This window comes from Bradyrhizobium sp. MOS003 (assembly GCF_003020125.1).
Taxonomy (GTDB): Bacteria; Pseudomonadota; Alphaproteobacteria; order Rhizobiales; family Xanthobacteraceae; genus Bradyrhizobium.
Genome location: NZ_PYFW01000001.1, coordinates 752,930 through 770,963, shown reverse-complemented (window position 1 = coordinate 770,963; position 18,034 = coordinate 752,930). Strand labels below are relative to the sequence as shown.

Annotated in this window: 20 protein-coding genes and 1 tRNA gene; 4 read left to right on the top strand and 17 right to left on the bottom strand. The window is 65.8% G+C overall.

Features of this window, described 5'->3' with window-relative positions:
- The 4 genes from C7G42_RS03655 to C7G42_RS03635 form a co-directional block, all read right to left on the bottom strand.
- A complete protein-coding gene (locus C7G42_RS03655) occupies positions 1-735 on the bottom strand; it encodes an MBL fold metallo-hydrolase (protein ID WP_106947697.1) in 735 nt (244 codons plus the stop codon).
- Positions 736-756: 21 nt separating this feature from the next.
- Positions 757-1,062, bottom strand: a complete 306-nt coding sequence (locus C7G42_RS03650; RefSeq protein WP_106947696.1) for a DUF6460 domain-containing protein — start codon at positions 1,060-1,062, stop codon at positions 757-759.
- 283 nt (positions 1,063-1,345) lie between these two features.
- Positions 1,346-2,998, bottom strand: a complete 1,653-nt coding sequence (locus C7G42_RS03640) for a cisplatin damage response ATP-dependent DNA ligase (protein ID WP_106947695.1) — start codon at positions 2,996-2,998, stop codon at positions 1,346-1,348.
- Positions 2,995-4,029 (bottom strand): ligase-associated DNA damage response exonuclease, encoded by a 1,035-nt coding sequence (locus C7G42_RS03635; protein ID WP_106947694.1) that lies wholly within the window; start codon positions 4,027-4,029, stop codon positions 2,995-2,997. Before C7G42_RS03635 ends, C7G42_RS03640 begins: the two co-directional genes overlap by 4 nt.
- A gap of 173 nt (positions 4,030-4,202) precedes the next feature.
- Here C7G42_RS03635 and C7G42_RS03630 point away from each other — a divergent pair, with 173 nt between their 5' ends.
- The gene (locus C7G42_RS03630; protein ID WP_106947693.1) at positions 4,203-5,129 is read left to right on the top strand and encodes a class I SAM-dependent DNA methyltransferase; all 927 of its coding nucleotides are present in this window, start codon (positions 4,203-4,205) and stop codon (positions 5,127-5,129) included.
- A 115-nt stretch (positions 5,130-5,244) separates the two neighbouring features.
- A complete protein-coding gene (locus C7G42_RS03625; protein WP_199580631.1) occupies positions 5,245-6,474 on the top strand; it encodes an ABC transporter substrate-binding protein in 1,230 nt (409 codons plus the stop codon).
- Positions 6,475-6,495: 21 nt separating this feature from the next.
- Here the strand turns inward: C7G42_RS03625 and C7G42_RS03620 are convergent, their stop codons facing one another.
- From C7G42_RS03620 to C7G42_RS03565, 13 genes are all read right to left on the bottom strand, one after another.
- Positions 6,496-7,347, bottom strand: a complete 852-nt coding sequence (locus tag C7G42_RS03620) for an amidohydrolase family protein (RefSeq protein ID WP_106947692.1) — start codon at positions 7,345-7,347, stop codon at positions 6,496-6,498.
- Positions 7,348-7,350: 3 nt separating this feature from the next.
- Positions 7,351-8,328, bottom strand: coding sequence for an aldo/keto reductase (locus C7G42_RS03615; RefSeq protein ID WP_106947691.1), 978 nt, complete (start codon positions 8,326-8,328; stop codon positions 7,351-7,353).
- Positions 8,329-8,435: 107 nt separating this feature from the next.
- A complete protein-coding gene (locus C7G42_RS03610) occupies positions 8,436-9,368 on the bottom strand; it encodes a sugar-binding protein (protein ID WP_199580630.1) in 933 nt (310 codons plus the stop codon).
- Positions 9,369-9,462: 94 nt separating this feature from the next.
- A complete protein-coding gene (locus C7G42_RS03605) occupies positions 9,463-10,545 on the bottom strand; it encodes an ABC transporter permease (RefSeq protein ID WP_199580629.1) in 1,083 nt (360 codons plus the stop codon).
- The gene (locus C7G42_RS03600; protein ID WP_106947688.1) at positions 10,545-11,303 is read right to left on the bottom strand and encodes an ATP-binding cassette domain-containing protein; all 759 of its coding nucleotides are present in this window, start codon (positions 11,301-11,303) and stop codon (positions 10,545-10,547) included. Before C7G42_RS03600 ends, C7G42_RS03605 begins: the two co-directional genes overlap by 1 nt.
- A gap of 12 nt (positions 11,304-11,315) precedes the next feature.
- On the bottom strand, positions 11,316-12,638 hold the full coding sequence (gene xylA / locus C7G42_RS03595; protein WP_106947687.1) for a xylose isomerase: 1,323 nt from the start codon (positions 12,636-12,638) through the stop codon (positions 11,316-11,318).
- Positions 12,639-14,093 (bottom strand): xylulokinase, encoded by a 1,455-nt coding sequence (gene xylB / locus C7G42_RS03590; RefSeq protein ID WP_106947686.1) that lies wholly within the window; start codon positions 14,091-14,093, stop codon positions 12,639-12,641. It abuts the gene before it with no gap.
- Positions 14,094-14,162: 69 nt separating this feature from the next.
- On the bottom strand, positions 14,163-15,206 hold the full coding sequence (locus C7G42_RS03585; RefSeq protein ID WP_106947685.1) for a LacI family DNA-binding transcriptional regulator: 1,044 nt from the start codon (positions 15,204-15,206) through the stop codon (positions 14,163-14,165).
- A 49-nt stretch (positions 15,207-15,255) separates the two neighbouring features.
- Positions 15,256-15,402 (bottom strand): cupin domain-containing protein, encoded by a 147-nt coding sequence (locus C7G42_RS35660; RefSeq protein ID WP_245427514.1) that lies wholly within the window; start codon positions 15,400-15,402, stop codon positions 15,256-15,258.
- Positions 15,403-15,432: 30 nt separating this feature from the next.
- Positions 15,433-15,729, bottom strand: a complete 297-nt coding sequence (locus C7G42_RS35655) for a helix-turn-helix domain-containing protein (RefSeq protein WP_245427511.1) — start codon at positions 15,727-15,729, stop codon at positions 15,433-15,435.
- 127 nt (positions 15,730-15,856) lie between these two features.
- Positions 15,857-16,075, bottom strand: a complete 219-nt coding sequence (locus C7G42_RS03575) for a type II toxin-antitoxin system RelE/ParE family toxin (RefSeq protein ID WP_199580628.1) — start codon at positions 16,073-16,075, stop codon at positions 15,857-15,859.
- On the bottom strand, positions 16,062-16,280 hold the full coding sequence (locus C7G42_RS03570) for a hypothetical protein (protein ID WP_106947684.1): 219 nt from the start codon (positions 16,278-16,280) through the stop codon (positions 16,062-16,064). Before C7G42_RS03570 ends, C7G42_RS03575 begins: the two co-directional genes overlap by 14 nt.
- Before the next feature lie 44 nt (positions 16,281-16,324).
- Positions 16,325-16,398, bottom strand: a tRNA-Gly gene (locus C7G42_RS03565).
- 175 nt (positions 16,399-16,573) lie between these two features.
- Between C7G42_RS03565 and C7G42_RS03560 the strand changes: the two genes are divergently transcribed.
- Positions 16,574-17,152, top strand: coding sequence for a methylated-DNA--[protein]-cysteine S-methyltransferase (locus tag C7G42_RS03560; RefSeq protein WP_106947683.1), 579 nt, complete (start codon positions 16,574-16,576; stop codon positions 17,150-17,152).
- A 9-nt stretch (positions 17,153-17,161) separates the two neighbouring features.
- A complete protein-coding gene (locus C7G42_RS03555) occupies positions 17,162-18,001 on the top strand; it encodes a helix-turn-helix transcriptional regulator (RefSeq protein ID WP_106947682.1) in 840 nt (279 codons plus the stop codon).
- Positions 18,002-18,034: the final 33 nt, after the last annotated feature.

The following is an 18,034-nucleotide window of genomic DNA, read 5'->3' as shown; positions in this document are numbered from 1 at the left end:
TCAGAACACGACGACCATGCCGTCCTCGGCCGCCATATGGGGCAGAGTCTCGAGGCGCGACAGCATGTCGTCGCTCATATGGGTGAGGACGAGCCGCTTGGCGGCGATCGCCGGCAGATGCTGTTCCAGGGTCTTCAGGCTGAGATGGTTCTTCACCACCTTCTCGTACATATAGGCTTCGGCAATGAAAAGATCCGCGCCATGCGCCAGCGGAATGAGCGTCTCCGTCCATTCGGTATCGGCGCTGTAGGCGAGCGTGCGGCCCTCGGCCTCGACGCGGTAGGCGAGGAAGGGGCCCCCGGATTCGCCGTGCACAACGGAATAGGGCGTCACCGTCACGGGGCCGAACGTCCGGCTCTGCTCGGGCGTGAGCTCGACGACGTCGAGCTCGAAGCGCTGCTGGGTCTTCGAGGAATGCTCGAACAGCGCCTCCATCACCTCACGCAGCCGCCTCTCGATGCCCTGCGGGCCCGCGATCGTCAGCGGCCGCGTCCGTCGCGAGAACTGGGCGTCGAGCAGGACCAACGGCAGGCCGGCAAAGTGGTCGCCGTGGAAATGCGTGATCAGGATGAGATCGATGTCGTTGCGGTCGATCTCGAGCCGCTTCAGCGCCGGCAGGGCCGACGCGCCGCAATCGATCAGGAAGTTGGCCTGGCGCCCCGAGACATGGAAGCAGGTGTTGAGCCTGCCGCCGGAGCCGAAAGCGTCGCCGCAGCCGACGAAACGGAGTTGCATCGGCTGCGGACCTTCAAAATCTCACCGGCCGCGCGGCGTGCCGAACACGCGCGAGAGCAGCCAGATCGGGATCACGATGACTGCGCCGAGCAGGAAGTAGCGCCACAGCCAGTTGATGGTGTCGAAGCCGAGATCCCAGAGACGCTGGAACAAGAGGCGGATGCTGGTGAGGATGTTCCAGGGATCGAAGCCGATCGCGGCGAGCACGACGCCGACCAGGATCGAGAGCAGGACCAGGCGAAATGCGACCGCCAGCGGCGAGCCGCCGAGAAAGCGGTTCAGCCCGTCACTGCGGCCGGCCGGCAAATCTCTGACGTCTTGGACCATCTCAAACTCCTCAGCGGATTCGACCCATTATAGGGCACGGCGAGGCAAATGGGGAACCCGCAACGGGGCGTCAATCGGGTTACGGGAGTTTAATTCAGGCAGTCGGTTGCCGCGGGCTGGCTGCAACCTCTCCCGCTTGCGGGAGAGGTCGCGCCGAAGGCGCGGGTGAGGGCTCTCTCCTCTTGGGGAATCCCAATGCGGAGACAGCCCTCTCCCCAACCCTCTCCCGCAAGCGGGCGAGGGGGCGCACCTTCCTTGTGGCCGCGATCGAGCCTTTCACACTTCACACCTCCACCACCTCCGCCTTCAGCATCCGCTCCAGCGTCTCCAGCCGGTCCGCCTCGCGCGGCGGCTTGTCCCAGCGCAGGCGGCTGATGCGGGGGAAGCGCATGGCGACGCCGGATTTGTGGCGCGGCGAGCGCTGCAGGCCCTCGAACGCCACTTCCAGCACCAGGCCCTTGTCGCCCTCGTGGACGACGTGGCGGACGGGGCCGAATTTTTCCGTGGTGTTGCGGCGGACGAAGCGGTCAATCTGCAACAGCTCCTCGTCGGTGAAGCCGAAATAGGCTTTTCCGACCGGCACCAGCTCGTCACCGCCCTCGCCCTCGGTCCAGACACCGAACGTGTAGTCGGAATAATAGGACGAGCGCTTGCCGTGGCCGCGCTGCGCATACATCAGCACGGCGTCGATGATGTGCGGATCGCGTTTCCACTTCCACCACTGGCCCTTGGGACGTCCGGGCAGGTAAAGCGCATCGCGCTGCTTCAGCATCACGCCTTCGACGGCGTCCGCGTCTTCGCCGGCGCCTGCGCTGGCGGGATCGGCACGGGCGGCCGTCAGTGCCTCCCAGCTTGCGAAGGGCACCGTGGGCGACAGGTCGATGCGGGGATCGCCGAGCTTCCCGATGAAGGTCTCCAGCCGTTCGCGCCGCTCCGCGAACGGCAGCTCGCGGAGATCATTCTCGTCGTCGCCGAGCAGATCGTACGCGCGCAGATGAATCGGAAACTCCTTGATCAGCTTCGGCGACACGACCTTGCGGTTGAGCCGCTGTTGCAGGACGTTGAAGCTCTGCACCCGGCCCTCGCGCAGGATCAGAAGCTCGCCGTCGATCGCGCCTGGTAGCCGCAGCGACGGCACGAGATCGGGAAAACTCCCGGTAATGTCCTCGCCGGTGCGCGAATAGAGCCGCGCGGTGATGTGGCCGTTTTCGTCGCGCCCCGCCACCGCCTGCACGCGAATGCCATCCCATTTCCATTCGGCGATGTAGTCGGCAGGATCCAGCGCAGCGAAATCGCTGTCCTCGATCGCATGCGCCAGCATCACGGGACGGAACGGCGCGGGATCGCGATTGACCGGCTTGTCACCGCGACCCTCCAGCCAGGCGAACAGGTCGAGATAGGGCGGTGCAAGGCCGGGCCACATCAGCTCGACATCGTGCGGATCCTTGTCGCCGAGCGCGGCGGCCGCGGTCTTGGCGAGGCGTGCGGAGATGCCGATCCGAAGCGCACCGGTGACGAGCTTCAGCAGCGCCCAGCGGCCGGTCTCATCGAGCTCGTCGAGCCAGCGCTCGAGCTGCTTCGGCAATTCGGTCTTGCCGAGCGTGCGCAACGTGGTGACGACTTCGGTCAGCGTCGGGGGTGGTGGGTTGTTGTGCACACCCACGGCCTTCGGCCACATCAGCGCCACCGTCTCCGAGAGATCGCCGACATAATCGTAAGACAGCCCGAACAGCACCTCATCCGTGCGCGTCGCAATGAGATTGCGGATCAGCGCCGACTTGGCGTGCTTGAAGCTGAGCGCGCCGGTCAGCGCGGCCAGCGCATAGCCACGGTCGGGATCGCCGACCTCGCGGAAATAGCCGGTGAGCAGCCGCAACTTGTTGTTGCGGCCGGGCTCGTAGGCGAGACGGTCGAGCAGTTCGGCGAAGCGGTTCATGCCTCGGCCTCGTCCGCGATCGGCGTCTCGCTCTCCTCGTCGCCATAGCCCACGAGATCGAGTGGCCGCGCTTTCAGGCCTTTGCTTTGGCACCAATGCACCAGCGCGTCTTCCTGGCCGTGCGTGACCCAGATTTCGCCGGCGCCGGTCGCGGCGATGGTGGCGGTGAGGCCGTCCCAATCGGCGTGGTCGGAGATCACCAGCGGCAGCTCGATGCCGCGCTGCCGCGCGCGGGCACGCACCCGCATCCAGCCCGAGGCGAATGCCGTGACCGGATCGGGAAAGCGCCGTGTCCAGAGATCTGACGTCGCCGATGGCGGGGCCAGCGTGATGGTGCCGGCGAGCGCCGCCTTCTTCACGCCCTTCACCGGCCTGAGTTCGCCGAGATCGATGCCGCGGCTCTGATAGTACTCGGTGATCTTCTCCATCGCGCCATGCAGATAGATCGGGGCGTCATAGCCCGCCTGCCGGATCAGCTTGATCACGCGCTGGGCCTTGCCGAGCGAATAGGCGCCGACCAGATGTGCGCGCTCCGGAAACAGCGCGACGGAGGCGAGCAGCTTCTCGACCTCGTCGCTCGCATCGCCATGCCGGAACACCGGAAGCCCGAACGTCGCCTCGGTGATGAAGACGTCGCATTGCACCAGTTCGAACGGCGTGCAGGTCGGGTCTGGCGCGTCCTTGTAGTCGCCGGAGGCGACGATGCAGGTGCCCTTGCAGGCGACCGCGACCTGCGCCGAACCCAGCACGTGGCCGGCCGGGTGAAATTTGACGGTGACGTCGCCAAGCCCGATTTCCTCGCCATAGCGGATCGCTTGCGTCGAGCCGGCAAAATTCTCGCCGTAACGCAGCCGCATCATGTCCAGCGTCTCCTGCGTCGCCAGCACGGAGCCGTGGCCGGGGCGCGCATGGTCGGAGTGGCCATGTGTAATCACGGCTCGCTCGACCGGACGGATGGGGTCGATGTGGAAGCCGCCGGGCTTGCAGCACAGGCCGGCAGCAGCCGGCAGCAGGATGTCTTGTGGACGCATGCGATTAATATAGGAAGGAGCCGCTCCAAATTAAGCCGTCATGCGCGGGCTTGACCCGCGCATCCATCGTCCTAAAGAGTTCCTTTTTTAATGGATTGCCGGGCCTTCGCCGCGCCGGAGGGGCTTCGACCCCGCGGGCGGGTCAAGCCCGGCAATGACGAACCGGTTCCTCAATGCCCCTGCGCCTGTTTCAATCCTCCGGCGATCTCATCGCCGACCGCCGCTTCGAATTCGCTCGCGATCTCCAGCTCAAGGGCGATCTGCCCGCCGCCGCCGACCTGCTGGAACAGGCCCTCGAGCTCGCGCCGAACTTCACCTCGGCCTGGTTCACGCTCGGTGAGATCCGCGAGGAGCTCGGCGAGCGCGACAAGGCCATTGCCGCCTTCCGGAAAGCGCGCGAGGCCGACCCGGACGACCAGCACGGCGCCGGCTTGCATTTGATACGGCTGGGCGACGAGCAACTCTCGGAGATGCCGAAGGCCTATGTGCAGGCCTTGTTCGATCAATATGCGCCGCATTTCGAGGATGCGCTGGTCAACGATCTCGACTACCGCGCGCCGTCCCTGATCTTCAAGGCGGTGATCGCCGCGCGCGTCGCCGCCAGGAAGCCGGCTCTGTTCAAGCGCGCCATCGATCTCGGCTGCGGCACCGGCCTTGCGGCAGCCGCCTTCGCCAAGCAGGTCGATCATTTCACCGGCATCGACCTGTCGTCCGGCATGATCAAGGAGGCGCGTGCGACGGGTCTGTACGCCGAGCTCGAAGTCGCCGACATGATCGATGGCTTGCGCGGCAAGCCCAATGCAAGCGCGAACCTGATGCTTGCGGCGGATGCGTTCGTGTATCTGTCGGATCTCGCACCGGTGCTGACGGAAACAAGGCGCGTGCTTGCAGCGGGCGGCGTACTCGCCTTCACGCTCGAGACCCACGATAAAAACGGCATCATTCTCGGCGAAGGCCTGCGCTATGCCCATGCAGCGGAATATGTGCGGAGCGCGCTCGTCAGGGCCGGACTGAAGCTCCTGACATTGCAGACGGCCTCGCCGCGCATCGAAAACAACGAGCCGGTGCGTGGCCTCGTCGTGGTCGCCGAGAAAACTTGAGTCTAGGCGCTAACTCCCTGACATTTCAGCGTCATTGCGTCGCAAAGCGGTGACTTCCCCCTTGCGAGCCCTGCGCACCTGCCAGCACAATGCGCGCGCCAGGGAGAAACACATAATGACGAAGAATCCATCGCGGCGCGATTTCAGCGCCGCCGCGCTCGCCACGATCGCCGCATCGACATTGCCCGCGCCTTATGTCTGGGCTGCGGAGAAGAAATACGATGCGGGCGCCAGCGACACCGAGATCAAGATCGGACAGACCGTGCCGCATTCCGGCCCCGGCTCGCTCTACGGCGTGCTCGGCCGCATCGGCGAGGCCTATTTCCAGATGCTGAACGAGAAGGGCGGCATCAACGGACGCAAGGTCAAGTTCCTCACCATGGACGACGCCTACAGCGCGCCGAAATGCGTCGAGGCGACGCGGCGCCTGGTCGAGCAGGAAGAGGTGCTCGCGCTGTATGGCTCGCTCGGCACCGCGCCGCAGACCGCCGTGCACAAATATCTGAACTCCAAGGGCGTGCCGCAGTTGCTGCTCAACACCGGCGCGTCGAAGTGGAACAACCCGAAAGAGTTCAAATGGACGATGGCGGGCCTGCCGCTCTATCCGACCGAAGCTCGCATCCTGGCGCGTCACGTCGTCAGCGTGAAGCCGAACGCGAAGGTCGGCATCCTCTACCAGAACGACGATTTCGGCCGTGACTTCCTCGGTCCTTTCAAGAAGGTGTTGGCCGATGCCGGCGGCACGGCATCGGTGATCATGGAGCAGACCTATGATCTCACCGAGCCGACCGTCGATTCCCAGCTCATCAATCTCTCGAAGTCGGGCGCCGACGTCTTCTACAACATCTCGACCGGCAAGGCGTCGTCGCAGTCGATCCGTAAAGTGGCCGAGCTCGGCTGGAAGCCGCTGCAGCTTCTTTCCGCCGGCTCCACCGGCCGCTCGATCCTCAACGCCGCGGGCCTCGAGAACGCCGCCGGCATCGTCGCCATCCGCTACAACAAGGAGGTCGGTCTGCCCAAATGGGAGAAAGATCCGGACGTGATGGCGTTCGAGGAACTGCGCAAGAAGTACACGCCGGCGATTGATCAGGACAACACGATCGCGTTTGCCGGTTACGGCCAGGCCGTGACCATGGGCGAGATCCTGCGCCGCTGCGGCGACGATCTCACCCGCGCCAACGTGCTGAAGCAGGCCTCGAACCTCAAAGGCTTCCACTCCCCCTATTTCCTCGACGGCGTCACCTACGACTACACGCCCGAGGACTACACGCCGATGAAGACGCTCTACATCTCCACCTTCACCGGCAAGGACTGGGACATCTCCGACAAGCCGATGTCGGAGTAGCCGGGCGCGCACGCCGCAGCGCTATTCTGCGATCGTCAGCCGATACGCCCGCGTCGCATTCACACCAAAGGCCTTGGCCCGCACCTGCGGGCCAAGCTTCGTCAGGCAGGCCTCCAGCGCGCTCTTGATCTCGCCATAGCTTCCCGCAAGCAGGCACACCGGCCAGTCCGAGCCGAAGATCAGCCTGTCCTCGCCGAAACAGCTCGCGGCGTGCGCGACGAACGGAAACAGCCGCTCCGCATCCCAGTCGTTCCAGACTGCCTCGGTAGCAAGCCCCGAGATCTTGCACCAGACATTGCCGCACGCCCCGAGCGCCTTGATGCGATCGGCCCACGCTTCGCTGCCACCGTCGGCGATCGGCGGCTTAGCGGCGTGGTCGAGCACGAAGCGCGCCTGCGGGAAGGCCTGCGCGGTTGCGATCGCGGCGGGCAGCTCGCGGGTACGGACCAGGAAATCATAGGCGAGATCGTGCGCGAAGACCGTAGTCAGACCGCGCCGAACGTCCTCCCGCAGCAGCCAATCGGGATCACCCTCGTCGTGCACCTGATGGCGGATGCCGACGAGCTTGTCGCCGCCGGGTGAAGCGCGAAGCCGATCGAGCGTGTCGCCCAGCGAACCATCCGTCAGATCAGCCCAGCCGACCACGCCAACAACGAAGGGATTTGCGTGCGCTATCTGCTGGAATTCCCCGGTCTCTTCCAGCGCGGAGCGGCATTGCACCACGATGCTGGCGTCGATGCCGTTCGCGTTCAGCAGCGGCGCGAGATCGTCAGGACCGAAGGCGCGGCGGATCGACGTCAACTCGTCCGCTGCCATCCAGGGATAATCGGCACGCGCTGGATCCCAGAAATGCTGGTGGGCGTCGATGATCATTCCTTACGCTCCACCCGGCAGCGGCGCGCGGGCATCGACGAGGTTCCGCGCGCGCAGCTCCTGCCAGAAGGCCGCCGGCACCGCCGTCTCAGACATCGCGATGTTGTCGGTGACCTCGCCTGCGTTGCGCGCGCCCATCACGGCGACCGTGACGGCCGGATGCGCCATGCAGAACTGCAGTGCGGCGGCCTTCAGCTCGGTGCCATGCTTGCGGCAAAGCGCGTCGAGCGCGAGCGCGCGCGCAACCAGCGCTGCGTCGGCATCCTGATAGTTGAACTTCGCGCCGGCGTGCGGATTGGCGAGGATTCCGCTGTTGTAGATCCCGCCGAGCAGGATGCCGATACCTTTCGCCGCGCAGAGCGGAAACAGCGCGTCCAGTGCGCCCTGGTCGAGCAGCGTGTAGCGCCCGGCGAGCAGGAAGCAGTCGACCGGCACGGCCTCGGCGAAGCGGACCGGCATCTCCGACTGGTTCATGCCGGCGCCGATCGCCTTGACGGTGCCCTCACCTCGCAAGCGCTGCAGCGCACGGAAGGCACCGGCGACGGCGTCGTCATAGTGATCGTCGGGATCGTGCACCAGGAGCACGTCAACGCGGTCGAGGCCGAGGCGCGACAGGCTTTCCTCCACCGATCGCATCACGCCGTCATAGCTGAAATCGAACACTGGCCGCTCGCGCGGCGTGCCCTTGTAATGCTCGTCTTCGGCGGCGCCGTCATCCGGTGCGCGCAGCAGACGTCCGACCTTGGTCGAGATGACGTAGGAGTCGCGTTTCTGCTGCCGCAGGAATGCGCCGAGCCGGCGTTCCGCGAGGCCGAAGCCGTAGAGCGGCGCGGTATCGAAGAAACGCACTCCGAGCGACCAGGCGCGCGCGACCGTCGCCTCCGCATCGGCATCGCTGACGGGGGCGAACAATCCGCCGAGCGGGGCGGAACCGAGCCCGATTGAAGTGACGTCGAGCGAGCCGAGCCGCGATCGTTTCATTCCCATGGCCTTCCAGCAGTCTTCATTCCAGCAGTCCAGATCATCTCTCCCGCTCGCGGAAACCGCAAGCGGGAGAGGTTCGCAGGAACGCGGGGCTGGCGGCGCTCCTACTTCAACATCTGCGCGACGTTGTCCTTGGTGACGAGATCGAGGCCGGTATAGACGATCTCCGGCACCTTCTCGCCCTTCTTGATGGCGAGCAGCGTGTCCATCGCCTTCTCGCCCATCTCGAACGGACGCTGGCCGACCAGCGCATTGGCATAGCCGTCGCGCAGCAGCTCGAGCTGCATCTTCAGCGTATCGGCGACGACAAGCGTGAACTTGCCGGAATCGATGTCCTTCTTGTTCCTGCTGGCGAAGGCCTTGAAGCCTTCGGGCGCGAACATCGGCCAGCCGCCGATCGGAACGATAGAGGCGAGATCGGGCGTTGCGGTGCGCATGTCCGTCATCTGCTGGACCGCGAGCGCGGGATCGTCGTTGCAGAAGGTCGGCGAGCCCGCGACCTCGGCCCATTTCGACCCCTTCAGCGCCTCGCGCACGCCGTCGACACGCTCGGCGAGGTTCTTGGCGCCGGGACCGCCGGAGACCATGGCGTATTTGCCGCCGTCAGGCCGCATCTTCAGCAATTCCTTGCCGAGCGCGACACCGAACTCCTTGTTGTTGGTGCCGATATAGGCGATGCGCTTGGAGCCCGGCGCATCGGCATCGAAGGTGATGACGGGAATGCCGGCCGCGCTCGCCGCCTCGATCGACTTGGTCATGGCCGCGACGTCGGCGACCGAGATGGCGAGGCCGTCGACCTTCTGGGTAACGAAGTCCTGGATGATCTGGGCCTGCGTCGCCGGCTCATGCTCGACCGGTCCCTTGTAGATGCACTCGATGTTGCCGAGCTCCTTGGCACGCTTCAGGCAGCCGTCGCGCGCGAAGTCGAAGAACGGATTGTTCATCGCCTTGGGCACGATCACGAAGCGGTAGTTCGCGGCGAATGCCGGCGTCGCCATGATCGCAACCGCGATGCCGGCAAGTAGAAATTTCCTCATCGTCTCCTCCACCCTTGTTTGGTGCCCGTCCTCTCGAAAGCGCCCGGGAAGCGAACAGGCAGCGTCTTATTTGCCTTCCCGAAGCGACGTTAATTCAGTTCATCCGCGAGCGGATGCGGTCGACCAGCACGGCCAGGATGATGATCACGCCGACCAGCGTCTGCTGCCAGTAGGAGGACACCTGCGCCAGCACGAGACCGTTGCGGATCACTTCCAGCAGCACGCAGCCGACGATGGCCCCGAGCGGGCCGCCGATCCCGCCGGCGAGGTTGGCGCCGCCGATCACGGCCGCCGCGATCACATTCAGCTCGTAGGACGTCGCCATGTTGGCGGGCGCCGATCCGAGCCAGCCGGAGATGATGATGCCTTGCAGACCCGCGGCGAGCGCGCAGAGCACATAGACCTCGATCTTGACCCGCACGACCGGAATGCCGGTTAGCTCCGCAGCCTTCTCGTTGCCGCCGAGCGCGAAGACGTGGCGGCCGAACGAGGTGTGATGCAGCACCACCGCCATCGCCAGCGCGAGGACGATCAGATAGATGAAAGGCACGGGCACGCCGAGCACGTCGCCCGAGGTGAGCGCATAGAAACGATCAGCGTCCGGCCCGCCCGGAAAGCTGCCGCGGCCGTTGGAAACGACATAGCCGAGTCCGCGCACGATCGAGAGCATGCCGAGCGTGGTGACGAAGGGCGACAGGCCGAGCACCGCGATACAGAAGCCGTTGACGAGACCCGCGATCAGCGCGACGCCGAGGCCGGCGAGGATCGAGACCAGCAGGATCAGGCCCGGCAAATTGGCCACGACGGTCTTGCCGTCGGCCGCCATGTGCACGAACAAGGCGCCGGCAGGCGAGCCGGGCGCGGACAGCTCGGTCATCACCATCGAGGTGATCATCGCGGAAAAGCACATCATCGAGCCCACCGACAGATCAATGCCGCCGGTGATGATGACGAAGGTGACGCCCAGCGTGGCGATGGCGATGAACGAGAAGTTCTTCGCAACGTTCTGAATGTTGCCTTCGGTGAAGAAATAGGGACTGGCGAAATGCATGATCACCAGCAGCACCGCGAGCGCGAGCAAGACGTAGCCGGTCTGTGAGGCGAAGATGCCGCGCTGCCACCATTTGGTCTTGCCGACGTTCGAGAACATGACGGGAGATTCCATTGGCATGGCCATCACGCCGCCTCCTTCGCACCGGTGATGAGGGCGGTGACTTCCTCCGGCGAGGTCTCGTGAATCGGCTTGTCCGCCCGCTTCTCACCACGGCGCATGACGATGACGCGGTCACACACCGCGAAAACGTCGGGCATGCGGTGCGAGATCAGCATCACGGCGACGCCCTGCTCCTTGAGCCGGTGGATCAGGCCGAGCACCTGCTCGACCTGGCGCACCGAGATCGCGGCGGTCGGCTCGTCCATCATCACCAGCCGCGCGTTGGAGAGCCGGGTCCGCGCGATCGCGACCGCCTGGCGCTGGCCGCCCGACATCTGCTTGACGAGATCGTCGGGGCGCGTCTCCGAGCGCAGCTCGCCGAACAGTTCCAGCGCGCGCGCTGCCATCGCCTTGTGGTCGAGAAGCGCGATCGGCCCGAATTTGCGCTTCAGCTCACGGCCGAGGAACACGTTGGCCGCCGCGGTGAGATTGTCCGACAGCGCGAGGTCCTGGTAGACGACCTCGATGCCGACCGCGCGGGCATCGACCGGCCGGCTGAAATGCACCGCCTTGCCGGCAAAGCGGATCTCGCCGTGGCTGGGCCGGAAATTGCCGGCGATGATCTTGACCAGCGTCGACTTGCCGGCGCCGTTGTCGCCCATCAGACCGACCACCTCGCCCGGCATGACGTGCATGTCGACGCCGTGCAGCGCGCGGATCGCGCCGAACTCCTTGCCGATCCCGGAGAGCTCGAGGACCGGTGTCGCGTCAGCGTTTGCCATCAGCAACCTCGTTCAGACATAGCGGTTGACCAGGGATTCCAGATATTCCTGCCGGCCCGAGCGCGGCTGCGGGTCGAAGCCGGGCTGAAGCGCGCGGTCGGCGAGATCGGCGAGCGAACGCTGACCGCCGAGAATGGCGCGTCCGTCCGGCCCAGCCCATCCCTGGTAACGTTCAGTCAGCGGCGCCGTGAGCGCGCCGGCATCGACCATGTCGGCGGCGGCGAGGAACGCCCGCGCGCAGGCATCCATCGAGCCGACATGGGCATGGATCAGATCGTCCGCATCGATCGACTGCCGCCGGATCTTGGCGTCGAAATTGAGCCCGCCGGTGGTGAAGCCGCCGCGGTTCAGCATTTCGTGAAACACCAGCGCCAGCTCCGGGACGTTCATCGCGAACTGGTCGGTATCCCAGCCGAGCAGATCGTCGCCGCGGTTGATGTCGAGCGAGCCGAACACGCCGAGCGCCTCAGCCAGCGCGACCTCATGGTGGAACGAGTGGCCGGCAAGGATGGCGTGGTTCTGTTCGATGTTGAGCTTGACGTCGTTGAGCAGGTCGTAGCGCTCGAGGAAGCCGTAGCAGGTGGCGACGTCGAAATCATACTGGTGCTTGGTCGGCTCCTTCGGCTTCGGCTCGATCAGGATCGGCCCCTTGAAGCCTATTCTGTGCTTGTGCTCGACCACGAGCGAAACGAAGCGGCCGAGCTGGTCGAGCTCGCGCTTGAGATCGGTGTTGAGCAGCGTCTCGTAGCCCTCGCGCCCGCCCCACAGCACGTAATTCTGGCCGCCGAGCCGGTGCGTGACCTCCAGCGCGGCGCGGACCTGGCCGGCCGCGTAGGTGAAGATCTCCGGGTCCGGATTGGTCGCCGCGCCCGCCATGTAGCGACGATGCGTGAAGAGATTTGCGGTTCCCCAGAGCAGGCGCACCTTGCTCGATGCCATCTTTTGTTCGAACAGATCGGCAATCGCGTTGAGATTAGCGACGGACTCGGCGAGCGAATTGCCTTCCGGCGCCGCGTCGACGTCGTGGAAGGTGAAGAACGGCACATCGAGCAGTCGGAACAGCTCGAACGCGACGTCGGCCTTGGCCCGTGCCTGCGCCATCGCGTCTGTGCCGTGGTGCCAGGGCCGCAGGAACGTCTCGCCGCCGAAGGGGTCGCCACCCGGCCAGCAGAACGAATGCCAATAGCAGACCGCAAAGCGCAAATGATCCTCCAGCCTGCGGCCATGCACGAGGCGATCCTTGTCGTACCAGCGGAACGCGGGCGCTTGGCCCGCCTCCTTGCCGGCGAAGGCGACGGGCGCATTTGCACCGAAGAATTTGGCTGGCGCGTTCACTTAAGGGTGCTCCTTCAATGCGGGATAAAGCTCGCGCCATCGCCGATAGGCCTCGTCATAGGCTTCCGTGACGGATGCGCGGGGCGCGAAGCTCGCGAGCCGCCGCGGGCGGGTGCAGACGTCCGCAGGATCTTCACCGGTCGCAGCGAGCCGGCCGAGCCTGGAGGCACCGAGCGCCGCCCCGACCTCGCCCTCCTCGACGCGGTGAACGGGAATGCCGAGCACGTCGGCGCAGATCTGCGCCCACAGCGGCGAGCGCGAGCCGCCGCCGACGAGATCGAGTTCGCCAACAGGCCCGCCCGCGGCGCTCAGCGCCGCTAGATTGTCGCGCGCGGCGAAGGCGACGCCTTCGAGCACGGCCTGCACGATCTGCGTCCGCCCGGTCGCACCGCGCAGGCCGACCAATGCGCCGCTGGCGGCGGCATCGTTGTGCGGCGTGCGCTCGCCATCGAGATAGGGCAGGAATTTGATCGGGCTCGGCCCATCGACGCGCTCGCCGAGCGGCGCCAGCAGCGCTGCGGCCGGTGTCTCCATCACACTGGCGAGCCAGGCCAGCGAAGCCGCCGCCGAGAGCATCACGCCCATCTGGTGCCAGAGGCCCGGCAGTGCGTGGCAGAACGCATGCACCGCCGTTGCAGGCGCCGGCGCGAACCGGTCTGTGACTCGGAACACCACGCCTGACGTTCCCAGCGACAGGAACGCATCGCCCCGCGCGATGGCGCCCAGCCCGATCGCGCTCGCAGCGTTGTCGCCGGCGCCCCCGGCGACGACGACATCCTTCGCCATGCCCCAGCGCTGCGTGAATTCCGGCATGAGCACCGCGCTCACGGCGCTGCCCTCGACGAGGCGCGGCATGTGGTGAAGATCGAGTCCAGTCGCATGCAGCAACAGGGGCGACCAGCGGCGCAGACCGACATCGAGCCACAGCGTGCCGGCCGCATCCGACATGTCCTCGATCATCTCGCCGGTCAGGCGATAGCGCACATAGGCCTTGGGCAGCAGCACCTTTGCGATCCGCGCGAAGATTTTCGGCTCATGGCGCGCGACCCACAACAGCTTCGGCGCGGTGAAGCCGGGCATCGCCAGATTGCCGGCAATCGCGTGCAGCGAGGGGCAACGCTGCTCCAGCACGGCGCATTCGGCCTGCGAGCGGCCGTCGTTCCAGAGAATCGCGGGACGCAGCGGCCGACCGTCCTCGTCGAGCAGCGTTGCGCCGTGCATCTGGCCCGACAGGCCGATGCCGCGGACTCGCGCCACCTCGCGCGGATGGCGGCCCGCGAGAGCGTCGACCGCACCGATGGCGGCCTCGACCCAGGAATCGGGATCCTGCTCGGACCACAGCGGCGCCGGGTGCGACAGCATGAGCTCGCGCGCCGCCGTCGCGACAATCGCGCCGGCTTCGCTCACGAGCACCGCTTTCACGCCGGACGTGCCGATGTCCAGTCCGAGATACAATTCGTCTCCTCCTTGTTCATTGCGAGGCGCGATCTTGACGTCGCGTTCTCCGCCAGAGAGCCGCCCGCTCTAGGGCAGATTGTCCCGCATCACGATGTCGATCCTGATCTTCTCCTGTTCGCGCAGGATCGGCTCGCCGCGAGCGAGCGCGAGCAGCACGCGCACCGCGGCGCGCGCTTCATGCCCGGGGTTCTGCGAGATAGCGGCATCCATCACGCCCTGCAGCAGCAGCCGGCGCGTCAGCACGGTGACGTCATGACCGACGAACACGACCTGCTTGTCGCGGCCGGCGTCACTCAACGCCTTGGCGACGCCTTGCGTGCCCGCGCCGACGTTATACAGGCCGACAATGTCGGCATGCTTGGCCAACAGCCGCGCCAGCACCTGTTCCGAACGATCGTCCTCGTCGCGCCCTTCCAGCACCGGCAGCACGCTGAGCCCGGGGAATTCCGACGCCATCACTTGGTTGAAGCCGAAGATGCGCTCGGCATGGTCGCGCAGGCCCTGCGAGCCCGCGACGATCGCGACCTTGCCGGACTTTTGACCGGCCAGCCGCCCGACCAGCGCGCCGGCGGTGCGTCCCGCGGCAATGTTGTCGATGCCGACATAATGGTGGCGACGCGACGACGGCACGTCGGACACCAGCGTCACCACCTTGGTGCCGGCATCGACGAGATCGTTGATCGCGGCGCGGACGCTGGGATGATCCAGCGCCACCACCGCGACGCCGTCGCAGTCGCCGGACAGCGCCTCCAGCGAGGCTGCGAGCACCGACGGATCGAACACGTCGGTTGCGACCATCTCGACGTTGAGGCGGCGAACCGAGAGCCAGGCCGACATTTCGCCGAGATAGCCCTCGATCTGCTGCATGAACGGGTTCGGCCCCGACGGCATCACGAAGGCAAAGCGGCGGGCGCGGCCGCGGGCCAGTTCGGCGGCGGCAACGTGCGGCTGGAACGAATTGCGCTCGATCGCCGCCTTGACGCGCCGCACCGTATCCGGCCGCACCCCCGGCCGATTGTGCAGCACGCGGTCCACGGTCGCGAGGCTGACGCCCGCCTCGCGGGCGATGTCCTTCAGCGTCAGCGCGGTCGCGGTGAGGGTCTCGGCCATGGCTGAAGGCTAGCAGAGGTGTTTTGAGGTGCGCAACTCATTTTGAGGGCTATCGCCGCGCTTCCTCAAATTGAGGGTGTAGACCAGCACTCCAACTCGTCTCCGCTCCGCGTATCACGTCGAAATCCAGGCAGTCGCCTTCGCGCAGGCGCACCGCTTTGGCGTCGATGTGCACGGCGATCATCCCCTCCAGCATCAGCAACTGCTGGGTGAAGGGGTTGCGGCCCTAGGGGCGGTCCGGCACCCGCGTGCCAGCCGGCAGATCAACGACGATGATCTCGATGCCGCTCGCCGCATCCATCGGTGAGGCGTGCCGGCGGCGATAACCGTTGTTGAGATCGCGCCAGTTCGCGACGACATCGCTGAGCGACACGTCGAGCGCGGAGCAGAGCCTGCCGAGCAGCGATGCGGTCGCGCTGCCCTGTGCCCGCTCCACCCGCCCGATCATGGCCCGGCTGACGCCCGAGCGCGCTGCCAGTTTTGCCGACGGCCGCTCGTTGGAATGTTCGGAGTGGGCGGACAAGGACGTTTTCCGCGCGGTCGCTCTGTTAACTATTGTCGGCGTGCGAAAAAATTGCCTCAATGTCCTGCCTGCCGTCGAGCACGCGAACGATCTCGGCTGGGTCAGCCCTCAAACGATAAAAGACAATTTACGGAGTAACCGCCAGCGAACGCAGGCCGGAGCGGATTTCGTCGCGCGCCCGTCCCGCGAGGGGGAAATCCTCGATTAGCGCGACGGCTTTCCCGATCTGGCGCAAGATCCTGTCGGCGGTCCCAGCCCCTGCCACCTCGGCGTAGTAGTCCCAGAGCCGATCAAAATCGGCGAGCGCTTCCGGCGACCAAAGGACCGGAAGTTTATGCTCCACCATGTCGTGAGTTCTTTTCGCGCAAAAACTCTTCCAGATGCAGAGTCACACCCTTGCCTGCATCGAGCGAATGGAGCCCGCGGTCGATTTCAGACCGAAGAGCGTTGAGCTTTTCGACATGCGAAAGCAATTTGCGGTCGATCGCTTCCTGATCGGCGGGCGGCAGCTGGGGAATTTGCGCGAGGGCTTGTTCGAGCGTCCTGACCATGGCTCCAGCGTAGCACATTACGCGGACCGGCCGAGCCGAAAACTTGGAGCGGGCGAAGGGAATCGAACCCTCGTATGCAGCTTGGGAAGCTGCCGTTCTACCATTGAACTACGCCCGCTTATGCGCGGCTCGCGCGCCCGTCTTGATTAGCCGAGACGGCGCCTCCCGCCAAGCGGTTTGGCGCGGCCGGCCTGACGCTCCTTAAGTTTTGGGTAAGATTCCAGGTGCGCCGGATTGTGGCGGTGTTATGATCTCCTGTCTGGGGAGAGACGTGCACTGAGTGGGGCGTGTGCATGGTGGGGCGCGGCTATTCGATATTCGACACGGCGATCGGGCGCTGCGGCATCATCTGGAGCGGCACCGGCGTGGTCGCCGTGCAATTGCCGGAGGCGCGGGAGATCGACACCCGCCGCCGCATCTTTGCGGTCCATCCCGAAGCGCGCGAGCAGCGTCCCTCCGACAATGCCGAACTTGCGATCGACGGCATCGTGAGCCTGCTGCAGGGCAACGATCCCGATTTTTCCGAGGTCAGCCTGGATGCCGGCGGCGTGCCCGGCTTCAACCGGCGCGTCTACGAGTTCGCATGCTCCATTCCGCGCGGGGAGACGCGGACCTATCACGAAGTCGCCAAGACGCTGGGCGCTTCAGGTGCGGCTCACTCGGTGGCGCAGGCGATCGCCAGGAATCCCTACATGCTGATCGTGCCCTGCCACCGCCTGCTCGAGGCCGACAATTACGCCGACCGGCTCTCGCCTTACGGCGGAGTGATCTCCAAACGGCGGCTGCTGGCGCTGGAAGGCGCCCATCCCGTCGCCAGCAAGACGCTGTTCGAGGTGCTGCTGCCCGTTGCTCCGCCGAGGCCGTCCACCTAGATAGGTGGCATGGACGCAACCACGCTGCTGAATACACCCTCGATGACCGTCTCCGAGTTTCGCTGCGATGCGGGGCCGGATGACGCGCCGTTTGCCGAATGCCGCACCGGGCATTCCATCGCCTATGTCCGCTCGGGCAGCTTTGGCTGCCATTGCCGCGCCGGCTTCTTCGAGCTGGTGGCGGGCTCGATGCTGGTCGGCGCGCCCGGCGAGGAATACACCTGCACGCATGAGCATGTCAGCGGCGATGTCTGCCTGTCGTTCTTCCTCGGCGCGGACCTGGTCGACGCCCTCGGCGGGCGGCGCGAGACCTGGCAGGTCGGCGCCACGCCGCCGCTGCCGGAATTGATGGTGCTGGGCGAGCTCGCCCAGACGGCGGCAAATGGCAACAGCGACATCGGCCTCGACGAAGTCGGCCAGATCCTGGCCGGCCGTTTCGTTGACGTCGTGTCGGGCAAGGCGCGCAAGCCGGCCACACCCACCGCGCGCGACCGCCGCCGCGCGGTCGAGGCCGCGCTATGGATCGACGATAACTCGCATGAAGAGGTCGATCTCGAACAGGCGGCAAAGCAGACGGGCCTCAGCCCATTCCACTTCCTGCGGCTGTTCTCGAGCGTGCTCGGTGTCACCCCGCATCAATATCTGGTGCGTTCGCGATTGCGCCACGCCGCGCGGCTGCTCACGGATGACGACATCGCGGTCACCGATGTCGCCTATGACGTCGGCTTCGGCGATCTCTCCAATTTCGTCCGCACCTTCCACCGCGCTGCCGGCGTATCGCCAACCAAGTTCCGCCAGGCCTCGAAGGGGGAGCGCAGCATTCTCGCCGAACGCCTCGTCCTCAACTGAGACAGGTCGGCCGCATTTGCGGGTAACAGTCTG